Source organism: Gammaproteobacteria bacterium (ex Lamellibrachia satsuma) (genome assembly GCA_019623805.1).
Taxonomy (GTDB): Bacteria; Pseudomonadota; Gammaproteobacteria; order Chromatiales; family Chromatiaceae; genus QGON01.
In genome coordinates this window covers 4,114,683-4,131,263 of the sequence record CP053680.1, presented here as the reverse complement: position 1 = coordinate 4,131,263, position 16,581 = coordinate 4,114,683, and the positions used below count along the sequence as shown (strand labels likewise).

18 protein-coding genes are annotated in these 16,581 nt (G+C 52.2%); 1 reads left to right on the top strand and 17 read right to left on the bottom strand.

Translation table 11 applies throughout. The features are described 5' to 3' along the window. Window positions 1-280: 280 nt before the first annotated feature. Both HPY30_17770 and nagZ read right to left on the bottom strand, forming a co-directional pair. Complete coding sequence (locus HPY30_17770; GenBank protein ID QYZ67671.1) at window positions 281-829, bottom strand: hypoxanthine-guanine phosphoribosyltransferase; 549 nt, start codon at window positions 827-829, stop codon at window positions 281-283. A gap of 14 nt (window positions 830-843) precedes the next feature. After that, the gene (gene nagZ / locus HPY30_17765; protein QYZ67670.1) at window positions 844-1,893 is read right to left on the bottom strand and encodes a beta-N-acetylhexosaminidase; all 1,050 of its coding nucleotides are present in this window, start codon (window positions 1,891-1,893) and stop codon (window positions 844-846) included. 126 nt (window positions 1,894-2,019) lie between these two features. Between nagZ and HPY30_17760 the strand changes: the two genes are divergently transcribed. Then, the gene (locus tag HPY30_17760; GenBank protein QYZ67669.1) at window positions 2,020-2,409 is read left to right on the top strand and encodes a flagellar basal body protein FliL; all 390 of its coding nucleotides are present in this window, start codon (window positions 2,020-2,022) and stop codon (window positions 2,407-2,409) included. Here the strand turns inward: HPY30_17760 and HPY30_17755 are convergent. The 15 genes from HPY30_17755 to HPY30_17685 all read right to left on the bottom strand — a co-directional run bounded on the left by HPY30_17755 (window position 2,387) and on the right by HPY30_17685 (window position 16,566). Further along, entirely contained in the window at window positions 2,387-3,193 is an 807-nt protein-coding gene (locus HPY30_17755; GenBank protein QYZ67668.1) for an ABC transporter permease, read from the bottom strand. The genes HPY30_17760 and HPY30_17755 overlap by 23 nt on opposite strands. Further along, window positions 3,193-4,122 (bottom strand): ABC transporter permease, encoded by a 930-nt coding sequence (locus tag HPY30_17750; GenBank protein QYZ67667.1) that lies wholly within the window; start codon window positions 4,120-4,122, stop codon window positions 3,193-3,195. Before HPY30_17750 ends, HPY30_17755 begins: the two co-directional genes overlap by 1 nt. A 5-nt stretch (window positions 4,123-4,127) precedes the next feature. Next, the gene (locus HPY30_17745) at window positions 4,128-4,610 is read right to left on the bottom strand and encodes a L,D-transpeptidase (GenBank protein QYZ67666.1); all 483 of its coding nucleotides are present in this window, start codon (window positions 4,608-4,610) and stop codon (window positions 4,128-4,130) included. After that, window positions 4,585-6,105 carry an ABC transporter substrate-binding protein gene (locus HPY30_17740; protein QYZ67665.1) on the bottom strand — a complete coding sequence of 507 codons (1,521 nt, stop codon included), beginning with the start codon at window positions 6,103-6,105 and terminating at the stop codon, window positions 4,585-4,587. The genes HPY30_17745 and HPY30_17740 overlap by 26 nt, the downstream gene beginning before the upstream one ends. 135 nt (window positions 6,106-6,240) lie before the next feature. Continuing rightward, window positions 6,241-6,708: a CYTH domain-containing protein gene (locus HPY30_17735; GenBank protein QYZ67664.1), complete on the bottom strand. Its 468-nt coding sequence runs from the start codon at window positions 6,706-6,708 to the stop codon at window positions 6,241-6,243. 3 nt (window positions 6,709-6,711) lie between these two features. Further along, window positions 6,712-8,043, bottom strand: coding sequence for a 23S rRNA (uracil(1939)-C(5))-methyltransferase RlmD (rlmD, locus tag HPY30_17730; GenBank protein ID QYZ67663.1), 1,332 nt, complete (start codon window positions 8,041-8,043; stop codon window positions 6,712-6,714). Between the two features lie 210 nt (window positions 8,044-8,253). Beyond that, a complete protein-coding gene (locus HPY30_17725) occupies window positions 8,254-8,859 on the bottom strand; it encodes a YdbL family protein (GenBank protein QYZ67662.1) in 606 nt (201 codons plus the stop codon). A 33-nt stretch (window positions 8,860-8,892) separates the two neighbouring features. Continuing rightward, the gene (locus tag HPY30_17720) at window positions 8,893-10,971 is read right to left on the bottom strand and encodes a hypothetical protein (GenBank protein QYZ67661.1); all 2,079 of its coding nucleotides are present in this window, start codon (window positions 10,969-10,971) and stop codon (window positions 8,893-8,895) included. A 4-nt stretch (window positions 10,972-10,975) separates the two neighbouring features. Further along, a complete protein-coding gene (gene cysM, locus HPY30_17715) occupies window positions 10,976-11,869 on the bottom strand; it encodes a cysteine synthase CysM (GenBank protein QYZ67660.1) in 894 nt (297 codons plus the stop codon). A 210-nt stretch (window positions 11,870-12,079) separates the two neighbouring features. Then, window positions 12,080-13,018, bottom strand: a complete 939-nt coding sequence (locus HPY30_17710) for a hypothetical protein (protein ID QYZ67659.1) — start codon at window positions 13,016-13,018, stop codon at window positions 12,080-12,082. Window positions 13,019-13,098: 80 nt separating this feature from the next. Next, window positions 13,099-13,830, bottom strand: a complete 732-nt coding sequence (gene pdxJ, locus HPY30_17705; GenBank protein ID QYZ67658.1) for a pyridoxine 5'-phosphate synthase — start codon at window positions 13,828-13,830, stop codon at window positions 13,099-13,101. 69 nt (window positions 13,831-13,899) lie between these two features. Continuing rightward, complete coding sequence (recO, locus tag HPY30_17700; protein QYZ67657.1) at window positions 13,900-14,613, bottom strand: DNA repair protein RecO; 714 nt, start codon at window positions 14,611-14,613, stop codon at window positions 13,900-13,902. A 15-nt stretch (window positions 14,614-14,628) separates the two neighbouring features. Then, window positions 14,629-15,525: a GTPase Era gene (gene era / locus HPY30_17695; protein QYZ67656.1), complete on the bottom strand. Its 897-nt coding sequence runs from the start codon at window positions 15,523-15,525 to the stop codon at window positions 14,629-14,631. Then, entirely contained in the window at window positions 15,518-16,195 is a 678-nt protein-coding gene (gene rnc, locus HPY30_17690) for a ribonuclease III (protein QYZ67655.1), read from the bottom strand. Before rnc ends, era begins: the two co-directional genes overlap by 8 nt. Continuing rightward, window positions 16,192-16,566, bottom strand: coding sequence for a DUF4845 domain-containing protein (locus HPY30_17685; protein ID QYZ67654.1), 375 nt, complete (start codon window positions 16,564-16,566; stop codon window positions 16,192-16,194). The genes rnc and HPY30_17685 overlap by 4 nt, the downstream gene beginning before the upstream one ends. Between the last annotated feature and the right edge of the window lie 15 nt (window positions 16,567-16,581).

Sequence of the window (16,581 nt, the reverse complement as noted above, 5' to 3'; positions counted from 1 at the left end):
ACTTCTCCATACCTCCTGAATTTTCTGACAGGCGCGAATCCTCCGGAGGGGAATCTCGCTCAAACTTTAACAGCGGCATTATCCGCCAATATGAACTCTGGATTCCTGATCTGGGCCAGGTTGTTCCTGATATAGGGATCTTGGACCAATTTCAGAAAAATGGCAATAGGCTACTAATTTTATTGGATTTTTTTTATTTTTTTAGGGGGTTAACCCTTATCGGGTAATGACTGCTCAAGGGAAAACCCTTGCTTTGTTTGAATATGTTCAGATCAACAGGCTACTTTGCGACCGCGTAGATGCCCGCGACATTGCGCAGATAACCCTTATAATCCATTCCGTAACCAAAGACGTAACGGTCTTCTACCTTCAGGCCAGTGAAGTCAGCCTGAATAGTGCTATTCCTAACCCGCACTTTCTCCACCAGGACAGCGGTATAAACGCTTCGAGCACCCGCTTCCCGGCATGCATCCTCAATTGCTGCCAAGGTGATTCCCTCATCCAGAATATCGTCAATGACCAAGACTGTTTCCCCTTTCAAGGAGGTGCTGGGGTGGCCAATCCATTCGAGTTGGGTCCCTGTTGTTTCAGCCCCGTATCGTGTGGCATGGATATAATCCTGGCGTAGCGGAAATGTCAGACGGGTCAATAGATGTCCCATGGGGATCAGCGCCCCGTTCAGCACACAGAGCACCACCGGATCTTCGCCTGCCAGCTTGCCGGTGATCTCAACCGCCATTCTGTCGAGCGCCTGCTCTACTGCCTCCTGGGAATGAAGCAGATCAGCAGTTTGCATGACCTCAGCAGCCTGTTTCTGAGTAATTGCCATTATTCTCTCCGGTTTCACCCCAAATCCAGGTTGAGTGTGGTGTCCGCCTCCACTGCCGACAGCGATTCCACGGCATTGATCCAGCGCGGGTCCATATGCAGTTCCTGTCGACTGAAATGGCCGCGGCCATGCATGCGTATCAACCTGAGATGAGCTGCCGGATCATTGTACTCCTTTAAGGAGTCGAGTACTTCGGCAGCGGCATCCTGATTGTTGCAGACCAGAACCATGTCGCAGCCAGCCTGTAACGCTGCAAGCGCCCTATCAGCATAGCTGCCCGCATTTTCTGCTGCCGCCATACTCAAGTCATCACTGAATATAACCCCCTGAAATGCGAGCCTTTTTCGCAACACATCCTGCAGCCAAAATGAGGAGAAACCCGCCAACTCACTATCAACCCGGTCATAGATTACATGCGCCGGCATGATGGCTTCCAAGCCGAAGTGGATCATCCTTTCAAAAGGCCGAAGGTCTCCCATTTGAATATCCTCCAAACGACGATTGTCGATGGGTAATGCCAGATGAGAGTCAGCCTCCACACCACCATGACCGGGAAAGTGTTTGCCCACTGAGGCCATTCCTGCCTCACGTGCACCGTAAATCCAGGACTGGGAAAGTTGTGCCACAATCTCAGGTTCCGCTGAAAAGGCCCGATCACCGATCACCTGACTAATTCCTAAACCCAGATCAAGCACCGGCGCAAAGCTGAAATCGACACCGGCTGCACGCAATTCAGCCGCCATCAGCCAGCCACCCTGCCCCGCCAGCTTCAGCCCCCTCTTTCTGTTGAGGGTATATTGCTCGCCATACCAGGCCAACGGTGGCAGATGGGTAAAGCCGTCACGAAAGCGTTGTACCCTCCCGCCCTCATGATCCACGGAGATCAACAGGTGAGGTTCCCGCAAGGCATGGATCTCAGAGGTCAGTTCGAGCAACTGCCCGGGAGTTTCGAAATTCCTGGTGAAAAGAATTACCCCTCCAGTAGCCGGATGCAGCAGACGTTCGCGATCTTCGGGAGATAGCGATCCACCACTCAGATCGAGCATGACAGGACCAAGGCTCATAATGTTATTCAGGCAAATTCCATTCAACTTTTTCCGCAGTATGCCGCAAAGATCATCAAGGGAAAACAATATGCGATTGAAATCGTCCGTTTTATAGACTGTCAAGATGAGGAAAGGGTAACTACCATGCGCCAGATCAGTGTTCTGCTGTTGTCACTGTTGTTGTTTTCCAGTTTGGCTTGGGCTGAAGATGAGGCGCCCCCCACAATCAGCTACTACGAAATCAAACCCTCTCTTGTGGTTAATCTTGCCAGCGGGGGTAAGTACGCCCGCTGCGATATCCAGTTAATGACGAAAGATGATGAATTTCTGGAACAACTGAAACTTCACGGGCCGGCTATTCGCCATACACTGCTTATGTTGCTCTCTGAACAGGATGGAAAAAAGATCAAGACACCGGACGGCAAGGAAGCGCTCCGCAAGCAGGCAATGGAAGCTGTCAGCACCCTGATGAAGGATCTTGCTGGAAAAGACAGTCTGAAGGCGCTCTATTTCACAACTTTTTTTGTTCAGTAAGACGAATATCCAATTTATCACGCAGAAGATCACCCAGCAGGTTCAGCGTCAGCACAACCAGCATGATTGCCAAACCTGGCGCCAACACCATATGTGGTGCCATCAACATATAACCGGCACCATCGCGGATCATACTGCCCCAAGAGGCTTCCGGTGGCTGAATACCCAACCCCAGAAAGGATAATCCGGCCTCGGCAATAACCATACCCGCGATACCGAAGGTTGCCTCTACAATCAGTGGCGCGGCAATCAACGGTAACAGATGTCTGAACATGATTACCCTGGAACTGCTGCCCAGCGCCACCGCTGCCTGCACATGATCCCGATGTTTGAGAGATAACGTCTGAGCCCGTGTCAGGCGTGCATAACCCACCCAACCGACAGCGGAAAGCGCAATCACCAGATTGTCGAGACCCGGTCCCATCACCCCAGCAAGGGCAATTGCCAGCAGGATACCGGGAAAGGCAAGAAAGATATCGATCACGCGCACCAGAAAAAGATCCCAATAGCCACCTTTGTAGCCGGCGATCAATCCAAGCGTAGTACCCAGCAGAGCGGAGATCACCACGACTCCGAAAGCGATGAGAAAAGATGTTCTGGCACCCGCGATCAATCGTTCGAGGATTGGCCGTCCCAAGTCATCAAAACCAAGCAGACTGTCACTGCCCGGCGGAGCAAGGATTTGTTCAAGGTCGATAAGATTTGCCGACTGGGTCAAGAGTGGATTCAGGATCACCATGATGAGCCAGATGAGTAGTATGCTGACCGGGAACCAGAGACGCATTACCGCGATCCACCAAGGCGAATACGGGGATCAACAAGTCCGTAGACGATATCCGTCAGGGTGTTCACCAGTACATAGACCAGACTGATAAAGAGCACACATCCCTGCACCACGGGAAAATCCCTTTTCTGGATCGAGTCGATCATCAATGAGCCGACACCAGGCCAGTCGAAGACGATCTCAGTCACCACGGCACCGCCAAGCAGGGCACCCAGCTGCAGCCCCAGCAAGGTGATTACCGGCAGCCAGGCGTTGCGCATCGCATGACGCAAGACCACGCCCCGTTCAGACAAACCCTTCGCACGGGCTGTGCGTACATAGTCCTCACCCAGCACCTCGAGCAGGCTGCTCCTGATCATGCGGGCGAGAATTGCGGCAAAAGCAGATCCCAGAGTAATGGCGGGCAGAATCAGACCGGCAAGAGAGTCGCGTCCACTCACTGGCGTCCAGCCAAGCCAGAGAGAGAAGAGAAGGATCAGCATGGGACCCAGCCAGAAATTGGGAATGGAGACCCCCAGCATGGAGAATCCCATGGCACCCCAATCCCAGGCCTCCCCCCGCCTCACCGCTGCCATAATGCCGAGGGGAGTGGCGATCAGCACTGCACACAACAGTGATGCCCCAGCCAATTCCAGGGTGGCGGGAATACGTTCTGCCAGAACCTGGCTGACAGGCAGGTTGGAATAGAGAGAGCGTCCCAGATCCAGATGCGCAAGGTTGGAAAAATAGACGAGTAGTTGTTCGCTGACAGGCAGATTCAGACCAAGCGCAATTCGCAGCGCCTCTCTGTCAGTGGCACGGGCCGATTCGCCCAGCATGACATCAACGGGATCCCCCGGCACCATGTGGATCAGCAGAAATACCAGGGTCGCCACTCCCAGTATAACGACCAGGGCACTGACTAAACGTGAGAGTAAAAAGTCTGCCATCCGTCTTACCGAATCTCTACCAACATGTTGGTTTCAACCTGCTCAAACAGATCCAGCAGATCATGGTTGCGCATGCGGATGCAGCCGTGGGAGACGGGCACACCGAAGGGTTCACTGTCGGGACTGCCGTGGATATAGATATAACGGCGCAGGCTATCCACACTTCCCCCACGATTCCGGCCAGATTCCAGTCCCGTCAGCCAGAGGATGCGGGTGAGTATCCAGTCCCGCGCAGGGTGTTTTTCGGCAAGCGCTGGGGAATAGATCTCACCGGTTGCCCGCCGGCCGACAAAGACGGAGTTTTCAGGACAACCGCTGCCAATTTTTAGGCGGATCTTGTGTAGCCCTCTCGGCGTACAACCTGATCCCGACTGTTCACCTGCGCCGTTTCTGCCGGTTGCGACCGGATAATTGAGCAAGGGGTTACCATCTTCCAACAGCGCTAATTTTTGCTGGGAGATATCAATACGCAGCATTCGTTTCGGCATCTGGAATCTCCCGTTTGTTCATCAATACTACCTGCTCCAATCCATCGTAGTTACCATCCGTCATCAGTTGGTAACCCGTCACTGTCCGGCGGGCGGCAAAGAGTTGGTCCTCATACCAGAGTGGAATATAGGGCAGATCCTGTTGCAATATCACCTGCAACTGCCGATAGAGGTTTGCTTGTTCGGCTAGGGTTTTGGCCTGCTCCACCTCTTTCAACAGACGATCCACTTCAGAACTGGAGTAACGCCCCCTGTTTGCGCCCTTGGGTGGCAGAGAGTCACTGGCAAAAATATAACGAAAGATATCCGGTGTCCGAATACCCACCCAAGCCAGACTGTAGATCTGAAATCGCCCCGCTTTGATGTCTCCAAAAAAGGTCCCCCAATCGTAACTGCGCAGATCCACCTCTATGTCCACCCGCTTCAATTGACTCTGAATGATTGTGGCGAGCCGGATACGAAAAGGATCACTTGATGTCTTGTAGACCAGTTTCAGTGGATGTCCAGCATCATAGCCAGCTTCTGCCAATAGACTGCGCGCCAGTTGCGGTGAGTAGTCATATGATTCGAGGTCTTTTGCGCCGGCCCAATGCTCCGACGGAAAAATCGCGAGCGCAGGGTGCGCAGCATCATTCAGCACCTGGCTGATAATTGTTTTCCGATCAATGGCGTGGGCGATAGCCCTGCGCACCAGAGGATTTCCGGTGGCGGGATCCTCCATATTAAACCCAATATAGGAGAAGTTACTGCCCGGTCTGTTTGCCACCGCTACCTCTTTACGGGAGCGCAGAAAACCAACCAACTCGGGCGCGAGATCGTTTTGTAATAGATCGATCTCTCCCCGCAACAATTTCAATGTTCTGACGGTGGGGTTTTTCACTTCGATAAACTCAACTTTCTGTCCATCACGATGTCGTTCCAACAGTAGATGTCCAGGTTTGGAATGATCAACATAACGGAACGGCCCACTGCCGACAGGTTGTTCATGGAATGGATGTCCGGAAGCCAACAGATCGGCAGGCTGTATTGCCAGTACCAGGTAGGCAGGAAAGAGTGGATCAGACCGTTTGAGATGAAAGTCCAGGGTCTGTTGATCGACCTGTGTTACATCCTCAATCAACTCCAGAGCACTCCGGTGGGGTGAGGTATTCTGCGGGTCGAGTACGAATTGGTAGGTTGCCACCACATCAGCAGCATCCAGCAATTTTTCATGGGTGAAGCGGGAAGTGGGTTGGCGCAGGCGAAAACGGTAGTGAGTAGGCGACAAGGTCTCCCAATCAGCAATGCCCGCTACCGGCAGGCTCTGATCGTCGAATTCAACCAGTCGTTGATAGAGCAGCCGATTGATTCGTTCTGACGCCGCATCCGTTGCAAAACGTGGGTCGAGGTTGAGCGGTGCATTTGCAAGCCCCATGCGCAGGATTTGGGTGTCTGGTGGCTGGCTGCAGGCGGTCAGTATCAGCAGAGAGAGTGTGAAGATTCGGGATAAGATCATAAAAAGTTCTGGGCGAAGCACTGAACTGAAGTAGGCCGGTTCAAGCGCAGCGGAACCGGCAAACGCGTCTGATCTGCCACCTGAATAATGCCCGATCCGCTGCGCTTGATCAGGCCTGTTTAATCGGGTGTTACATCACCAGTCGCAGTATGGCCGCTTGACCAGGCTGGCGTTGTAATATTTAGGGTCGCCTGACACCTCCTCCCCAGCCCATTCCGGCATTTCGAAAGTTTCATCCACGGCATCCAGCTCCACTTCGGCAACAATCAGTCCTTCATTGTCCCCGTGGAAGAGATCAAGATCCCAGATATGGTTGCCACAGCGCACCTTGTAACGCACTTTATCGATGATCGGGCCGACGGTAAGGTTGGCCAGAATCTCCTCGCCCTCTTCCAGGGGGATCTCGTACTCATACTCGCTACGGCTGATGCCCAATGTGACGCTTTTAATATTCAGATGCGCGCTTCCCTTGGCCACGCGAACCCGGATGCTGGCATTGGGCAGTGTTGCCAGGTAACCCTGTTTCAGGGTCGCTTCAGATTCAACATGCAACTTCCATTTATCGTTTACAACCAAATACTTACGCTCGATTTCAACAGGCATTTATCAACTCTTCTCGAATAGTGCGATCGACTCGACATGAGCGGTATGAGGGAACATGTCCATCACGCCTGCGCTCAGCAATCGGTAGCCGTGCTCATGAACCAGGATGCCGGCGTCACGGGCCAGAGTACCAGGATAGCAGGAGATGTAGACAATACGCTCTACACCCAGTTTTGGTAGATGTACCAGCATCTCCTGGGCTCCACTGCGAGGCGGATCCAGCAGCGCTTTATTGAAACGTTCGAGCAGCCAGGGTTCAGCCTCAAGTGTTTCATAGAGGTTGGCAGTGAAAAAGCGCGCATTGTTGATATTATTACGTTCAGCATTTTCCCGCGCTCTCGCCACCAGACCGGCGTCTCCCTCCACGCCTGCCACCTCTCCGGCCTCACGGGCCAGCGGCAGGGTAAAATTACCCAATCCACAAAACAGATCGAGCACACGATCATCTCCGGTGAGCTCAAGCATATCTACCGCGCGGCGGACCATCTGGCGGTTAATATCAGTATTGACTTGGGTGAAGTCGTTGGGTAGAAAATTGAGTGTCAGGTCGTAGTCAGGCAAACGGTAGTTAAGTTCGGCAGGAATCCCCAAGAGCGGCTTGACGGTATCCAACCCCCCCTCCTGTTGATAGATCACCACATCGTGGGCTGGGCCAAAGGCCTCCAGCTTCTGCCTGTCCGCTTCGGTCAGCGGTTCCAACAGCCGGAAGATCAACACGCAGGTCTCATCTCCCATCGCCACCTCGATCTGCGGTATTTGACTGCGAATCGAGAGTCCGTCGATGAGTTCGCTCAATGCTGGCAGCAGTTCACCCACCTTCGGATGCAGGATGTGACAGGTATCGATATCGGCAACGAAAGAGGAACCCCGCTCGCGGAAACCCACAAGTACGCCACCCTTCTTGGGTACATGACGTACACCCAGCCTGGCTTTACGTCGATAGCCCCAGCGTGACTCCCCCACCAACGGCGGTAGGATTTCCTCAGTTTCGACCTTTCCGATGTGTTTCAATGCATCCAGCAATGCCTGCTGCTTGGAGTGAATCTGTGCCTCGGATGCCTGGTGCTGGAGGCTACAACCCCCACAGATACCAAACTGTGCACATTTCGCCTCCACCCTATCCGGAGAGGGCGTGAGCACTTCAACCACCCGGCCCTCGTCATATTTACGACGCTGGTTGGTATAGAGAAAGCGCACCTTCTCTTCCGGCAGAGAGCCGTAAATGAAGGTAGCCTTGCCCTCGATGTGAGTGACTCCCTTGCCGTCATGGCTGAGGGATTCTATCTCGGCTTCTACCGATTCTGTCGGTAGTCTTTTACGGCGACGACGCCCCATGTTCATTTTCCTGCAAGTTGAAATTTTGCAGGGATTCTACCCTCTGTGGCCGGGAAGCGCCTGTCTGAGTTGCAGAAAGGGTACTTGTCTAGAAATATGAAACTCACCACGAAGAACACAAAGAGCACGAAGGTGAAAAATTTATTAACAATGAGTTTTCTTTGTGTCCTTCGTGTTCTTCGTGGTGAAAGATGTGCCTCTACACGAACACTACTTTTCTACCCAACTGCCGCCCGTGTTCTGATACCACCAGCCTTTGGAGGCCTTTCTAATCCAGGTTTGGCCAAAAACCGAACGCACATCCTTCTCCCATTCCGGATGGCCATTGGCACGGGCGATCTCTTTGTAGAGTCGGTTTCGATCACTGTTTTCCGCCTTCACCAGATTTTTCAGTTGAGTCCGCTGCTTGAGAGAGACCGCCGAAAGCTGGCGGATCCCCACCAATGCATCATGAGTAAATCCGATAACTCCCTTTTGATAGTACGGATGGAGCGAACTGTTCCGACGTTTCATTGAGGCCTGCAGGCGGCGTACCTCGGGGGTATTGACGGAGAAATCGGGTTTGGCAGCCGCATGTGCGGCCGGTATCAGAAGATCCAGCAGACTGAAGGAGACCTGCTGTGCTGAAGGACTCCATTGCAAAGATTGATCATCTTTGCCCGGCATCGATTTCTGAACCTCGTCGCCAAGGATATCGTCGACAATCTTCTCCGCTGCCTCACGAGCTTCTGCAGCGGGGAAATAGATGTTGATGGTCACGCAGGCTGTAAGCATCAACAGCATGGTGAAAGAGGATGTCAATTTCGCTATTTTCATTTCAATTTCTCAACCAATATCATTCAGGTATTATTAACGCACTTCCGGTGCGCCAGCCACACTCATTTGTCTTAACTGTTCCACCAACTGATACCAATCAGCCTTTCTGTTGAAGCCGACTATATCGATGCGCGGAATACCCGCACCTTCCACCAGATAGTAGCCCTGTTTGGCGCTGCCTGCCCCACTCATTTCACACATGCCCGCTTCCAGTCGGCAACCAATCCCCAAGCGACTGTAACCAAACTCATCAAAAAAACCGAGGAAGGTTCTGGCGAGTGCGCCTGACATGCCGGATCCTCCCAGGTTGGAGATATTATCCACCGCCTGTTGGCTGATACGGTGCCGGGAGTCATCATCCTCCGGTGTGTGGAAATGGGCATCAAATGCAACTGGCAACCAATCTTCCAGTTCCAGATCGTGGATATATCCATCCAACCGACCTGTGATCTTTCCGAATGAAAAGGTTCGAGTCAGTGTTTCAAGATCCAGTTTGCTGATTTCCACATTGGCCTGGACCAGAGGGTAGACACCGAACAATGACTCCAATCGAAGGTCTTTGATGAGAATATCACCATCAAAAATCCTGACCAGCAGTACGCCATTCACACTCACCACACCATCCTGAAAGGTCAGCCCCGGCAACATGCCGGAGAGCGTACCCGATAACTCCGGCCAATCCAGCGCCTGACTAAGTACTTTCATGGAGACAGGTGTCAACATGCCGTCGAATTTTATCTGTGGCCCCTCTCCGTTTGTATCATCGGCATCCAGCCGGTCAATCAGGAGCGCCCCATCCAATAGAGAAAGCTTGGCCTGGCGGGTCAAACGAAATTGCCGGTCGTCCAATTGGAAGTCGACCCGCGATGCCCCCAAGGTAATGTTTTCCAGCAGATGCCCTCCCTGCCAGCTCAACCAGGAGTCTTTGGGTATATAACCATGGCTCCAATAGAGCTGGCCATCGAGGCCCTTAATACCGATGCGCCGAGGTTGACCACTGATTGCAGAATCATCCCAGTGCAGATTGTGCAACGTGGCTGAAAGCAAATGTTTGTTCTCATCGAGCTTCAGTGACAGGTCAAGCCTGCCATCCAGCACAAGGTCTCCCCAGGGAGTACCTGTAACAACGGGCTGCAGGTACTCCTGATAGACCTTGCCTACATCGAAGACTTTTGTCGTGAGGTGCAAGGAGCGGATGGGAGATTCCTGCTGGAGATCCAACAAAAGATCCGAGCTCACATCCAATACCTCCTTAATACCCCAGTGTGACTTTGTCAGCGACAGGTGACTAAACCCTTCGTTGCTGGAAAAATTCGTTGTAGCGTGGAATGGGTTTGATGAGGGGTTCAAATAGAAAAATGGTGTTAAAACCTCACCTCTGAGCAGCCCGAATTCCATCTCTCCGCCCCACCGAGCATCTTTGAGCTTGGCCGAACCTTGGGATCTCAGGGTTAAATTTTCTGCCAGGTTGACAGCATCAGGATCACTGAAGGCAAAATCAGTCAGCCCGAACTGCCACTTCACCTGTTTCAGCTGTCCAGCGTTTCCAACTAAATGGATACCAGGGTTCAGCTGCCCTGAATAGCTCCACCCACCCTGGGGCCTGGCTTTTGAGGGTAGCCATTTCGTCAACGCGAGGAGATCGATTCCGCTGCCCTGCAGATCGATTTCCCATCGATTCTTGCCGGCCGAGAGGTCCAAGTCGAGCTTGCCACCCGCTACCGCTAACTGTTTGAGCGAAGCCTGCAGGTTTAGCGTGTCAAGATTGAGCCTGAAATGCACCTGCATCTCCGGCCTATCCAGTTTCAATCCGGTCACATGCAGTTTCCCGCTATCGCACTGGATCAGCTGTTCAGAGACCTGGCCTCTGCGGCAATCCAGAGTGAGGTTTTCAAGAGGCTTAGCCAATTGCGGCAGTTGAATCCTGCCGATCTTTAGCCGGTAGGCACTCTTTGAAGACGGGAACCATTCAAGCTGCAGATTGATACGTTCAGCCTGCCAGGTCGCACCATCGATTTTATCGACGCTGAGGGTAAGCTGATCAACCGCCAGTGCGGAAAAGATAGCGCTGAGGAGAAACAGACCACCCAAAAGGGCAGCCTGTATCGACAAGTATCTAGCTCGCAGGAAAGACATCGGTGGAGAGATAGCGGTCGCCCCGGTCGCAGATGATCGCAACAATGACCGCGTTCTCCACTTCCCGGGAGAGCTTCAATGCCGCCGCCACCGCACCACCTGACGAGATGCCGGCAAAAACCCCCTCTTTTGCTGCCAGTTCGCGGGTGGTCTCCTCTGCATCCTGCTGTGAGACATCAATGATCCGGTCGACCCGTTTCGGATCATAGATTTTAGGCAGGTATTCCTCTGGCCAACGGCGGATTCCCGGAATATTGGAACCTTCCATGGGTTGGACCCCGACAATTTCAATAGCCGGATTCTGTGCCTTGAGATAGCGGGAGGTTCCCATGATTGTGCCGGTGGTACCCATGGCGCTGACAAAGTGGGTTACCTTGCCTTCGGTATCGCGCCAGATCTCAGGTCCTGTGCCTTCGACATGAGAAACCGGGTTATCCTGATTGGAAAACTGATCGAGAACAATCCCTTTTCCTTCTGCCTCAAGACTGCGCGCACGATCGATTGCCGCTTCCATACTGCCTGCCTTTGGCGTCAGAATCAGTTCGGCACCATAGGCTTTCATAACGGCCCGACGCTCCAGACTCATGTGCTCGGGCATTACCAGGATCATGTGATATCCCTTGATGGCGGCAGCCATCGCCAGCGCAATGCCGGTATTGCCGCTGGTTGCCTCTATCAGGGTATCACCCGGCTTGATCGTGCCACGCTTCTCCGCATGTTGGATCATGCTCAGGGCCGGGCGATCCTTAACGGAGCCTGCCGGATTGTTTCCCTCAAGTTTCACCAATAAGGTGTTGGATGTGTTGCCGGGCAGTCTCTGCAGGCGCACCAGTGGCGTATTGCCGATATAGTCTTCGATTGTTTTATAGTTCATGACAGGAGTTTAGCGCGATTTCTCTGTCAAGATCAGTGGTGAATCTCAAGGTAGGTCGGTTCAAGCGAAGCGGAAGCGAGCGTCGTAAGGGTCGGGGTCAAACCGGGGGGTGCTGTTGGCAATTGATCCAGCATTGAGCGGTTTGACCCCGACCCTTGTAAATGCCCGATCCGCTGCGCTTGATCGGGCCTGCTTCCTGATTACCGGAGGTCAGAAATTAATGGCTTCTGACGATTCCCAGTTTCCGTCCCCATCTTCGTCGATAGAAAGGGTGTATTGGGCACTGTTGATGATTTCTATCTTGGCGGTTGAACCCGCAGAACCAGTCAAAAGCATTGTTCCAAAAAAGGGCCAGAAATCGAACGGACTCATCAGCATTGTGACCGGAGTCGTGATCTCCACGTAACCTTCCGCCGGATGATAGTATCGGCCGGAAATAGCTAGAGAGTTATCCCCACCATAACCATCGGTAAATACCAGGGTGAAATTGTCCAGCATCTCGACGCTGCCGTCACCATTTATAACCAGCAGATTGGTAACAGTGGTAGTCGTAGCACCGTTAAAATGCATTGCCAAGGTGCCGATGAAGGTCACGGAATCAACGCCGCTGCTGACCACCAATGGCGATGCATCTTTCATAGTCAATGTCATTGAGCCAATGTCATCGATCGTGAGAATGCCGCTGATATCCACTCTGCCGTCGATCAGTACACCGGCTTCGTTACATCCAATGAAGTCCATATAGCCGGAGAAACTGTTTCCACCATCTGGTATGTCGAGGAAAAATTGGACATACCCCGATGAGCAGGCAAAAGTGTCAGATACAGTGCGCTCCTGCGAAGAGTCACGCGAAGCGGTCTTTCCCAAAGAATGGTTTACGACGTTGGTAATAACGTTAATGGTACCAAGTATGAATGAACCATTCTCCCCATCCTGGGGACGCCCTGTTGCATTGGCCAGACTACCAACCGATTGGCTTGCCCCAAGCCCACCGCTGGCAAGTGTTTCGCCGTTAACAACAGTCACATCGGCGAGCGAGCGGCTTCCGGTGTAGGCTGTGGTTGTCACATCAACACCTCCCCCACCGCCTCCACAGGCCCCGAGGATCAGTGAAGCACTCAAAATCATCCCTAATAATACTGCTTTCATTCCTTTCTCCTAATCAATCGCAAGTAAATTCCCTTATAAAGGCGCGGCATTATACTCAGAATCAAGAAGAAATAGGAAGATTATTCCTTTAAGAGGTTTTTCATCTCACGCACGGCAGCATCAAGGCCAGTGAAAACCGCACGGCAGATGATCGAGTGACCAATATTCAGCTCACGAATGCCACCGATCTGTAAAATTGACTGGACGTTGTGGTAGTCGAGTCCGTGGCCCGCATTGACCAGCAGACCGAGCTGGTTCCCATACTCCACCGCATGAATGATCTTTTCGAGAGCTTCATCCCGTGACCGGCCCAACGGAGCATCTGCGTAGTGTCCGGTATGGATCTCAACCACAGGAGCACCAACCTCCACAGCGGCATCCAGTTGTTTCCGGTCTGCATCGATGAAAAGGGAGACCCGAACACCTGCATCCCGAAGTTCCTCGCAGTAATCCCGCATATAGTCGAGGTTTCCCGCCACATCCAAACCCCCTTCAGTGGTGAGCTCCTCTCTTTTTTCAGGCACAAGACAGCAATCATGGGGGCGAAACCTGGAAGCGATGGCAGCCATTTCAGAAGTTGCAGCCATTTCGAGATTCATACGGGTCTGTAGAATATCCGCCAACATCTCCACATCACGATCCTGGATGTGGCGCCGATCCTCCCGCAGGTGCAGCGTGATCACATCCGCTCCCGCCTGTTCTGCAACCAGCGCAGCCTGGACAGGTTCCGGATAGCGGGTTCCCCGTGCCTGGCGCAGCGTGGCCACATGATCGATATTGACGCCCAGCAGAATCTCTTGTCTGTCGCTCATCTCTTTTCCTGTTTTTCTAAACAAAATATATCGTGTTCTTCGTGGTGAGCTACGGTTTCTGTACGACCACTAGTTCGGTCCACGAAATAGCTCACGGCTTTTTAAAGGCTTGTCTCCAAGGTAAAACGCCAGAATACGCCTCATCAGCCCGCGTGCCTCTCTCCTGGCCTGCGAAGTCAACTGGAGTCCTTGTTGCAAACTAATCAGCGTACTGCCATGTATAACATTATGATTTTCGGCATCCGCTTTCACAACCGCCCTTATGGGACCCTGTTCGATATGATAATCGTAGAGGCCATCCGGTTGCACCGCTTCGCCGTTTTCTGCCTCGTGGTCAAGCAGCAATTCATAACCGGTCTCCCTTAACAGAGAAACCTCGAAACTGCGTAGCGTATCCTCCAGAGAGGGGCTTTCACTCAGTGTTTGCAGAGCATTTATGTAGTGTAAAAAGAGTGTGGGATGAGGATCATTGCGTTCCAGCAAGCGCATCAGCAGCTCATTCAGATAGAAACCGCAATAGAGTGCCTTACGGGCAAGTGTGTAGACGTTTCCCTCAGCCTCCGCCTGTCGCAGTGTCTTTATCTCACCCCGTCCACTGACACCGACCAGCAGAGGCCTGAAAGGTTGCAATAGTGCGCTCCTGGATGAACGCCCGGATTTTACTCCTTTGGCAATAGCGGCAAAGCGTCCATTCTGAGGAGTGAACAACTCCAACAGAAGACTGCTGTTACGATAGTTACGCCGGTGGATAACAAAGCAGGGCTGAAGTTCCAGTGCAGACAAGGTGAAAAATCCAGCCTAATCTCCATAACCAAGGCGTACCAGCGCCGATTCGTCACTGGACCAACTTCGCTTCACTTTTACCCAAACCTCCAGATAGACCTTGCAGTCAAAAAAGCTTTCCATCGCCTTCCTGGCCTGAGTAGCCGCACTTTTTAGCGCTTCCCCGTTTTTGCCAATTATTATTGCTTTCTGTCCCGGTTTTTCCACCCACACCACAGCGCTGATTCGGTAGAGTCCGTTTTCCTCTTCGAAACGTTCAATCTCGACGGAGACAGCATAGGGAAGCTCTTTTGCATAGCGTCGGGTAATCTGCTCGCGCACCATCTCAGCAGCAAAGAATTTTTCCGGTCTGTCGGTTATTTGATATTCAGGGAAAAAATTATCTCCGGGCGGCAGAGTTTTCAGGACTCGTGATTCAAGCGCCTCAACATTTTTTCCGTTTTTTGCTGAGATCGGAATAATTTCTGCAAAAGCATAACGCTCTGCCATTTCAGCAAGATAGGGCAAAAGTTCTTCTTTTTGCTTTATCGTATCGACCTTGTTGATGGCAAGAATGACTGGCATGGAGCACTCTTGCAACATCTTCATAACCTTGTTGTCCTCGCTTGTCCAGCGCAGTGCTTCGACAACAAATATGATGACATCCACATCCGTCAGTGCGGTCTTTGCCGTACGATTGAGGTAGCGATTCATCGCATGATCGGCCCGCTCATGAATGCCTGGCGTATCCACGTACACGACCTGCCCGCCATCCAGGGTCTTGATACCCAGGATACTATGCCGGGTTGTCTGTGCTTTGTGGGAGGTAATAGCCAGCTTGAGGCCAATGATTCGGTTCATCAGCGTGGATTTTCCCACATTGGGACGCCCCACGATGGCGGTATAACCACAACGATTGTTGTTGTCAGGCATCTTTCAGTCCCTGCAACATCTGCTGTGCTGCATCCTGTTCTGCTCGACGCCGACTGGAACCTTCACCCAGGGTTTCATGGCCGGTCTCAGCAATCTGGCATCGAATCTTAAAATTCTGGTCGTGAGGATCACCGCTGATCGATACGACTTCATAGCTTGGAAGACCCTGTTTTCTGGCCTGTAAAAATTCCTGCAGGCGGGTCTTTGGATCTTTCTGCTGTGCAGTAAGATCTATCTTCTCAAGACGTTCCTCAAAGATGTCCAAAATCACTTTTCGACTGGAACCATAACCACCGTCAAGATAGACGGCGGCAATAATGGCTTCCACGGCATCGGCCAGGATGGAATCTCTTGATTGGCCACCACTGCGTAATTCGCCTGATCCGAGATGAAGATAGTCGCCAACCTGATGTTGCCGGGCGATGTTTGCCAGCGTATCCCGCTTTACCAGACTTGAACGTAAACGACTCAATTGGCCTTCACTGGCATGCCCGAAATGTTGGAAAAGCACATCCGCGATAACGAAACCCAGTATCGCATCACCCAGAAACTCAAATCTTTCATTGTTGAGACCGCCGGCGCTTCGATGAGTGAGTGCCTGCTCAATAAGCGTTATATCACTGAAGGAGTAGCCTAACGACCTGCAGAGGCTGTCAATTGAAGGTCTCAATTGGCGTTCAGCATGACAGATTCATTGAATGTCATTACCACATCCATGTTGGCAAAAAGATGTTCACGTACTTCATAATTTACATCAATGGTCGTACTGCCGCCTGAGCGCTTGATTTTGATGTGATCTTTCTTGATGTTGGTGACATAGTTGATGTCCAGACGCCGCATAAACATCTTGCGTATTGCTGAGACGGGTTTCTGACCGATGAACGGTTCGCGCTCCAATGACTCAAGAGCAGTTTTTATCGTGTAATGCTCCATATATACCGGCGCCATCTTTAACCCCATGAGCACAAAGAATCCAATCAAACTGAGGACAAACAGCCAACCGATGCCAGACAGCCCATGTTGTTTTTTAATGGAAAGCATGTATTTCAAACCTCA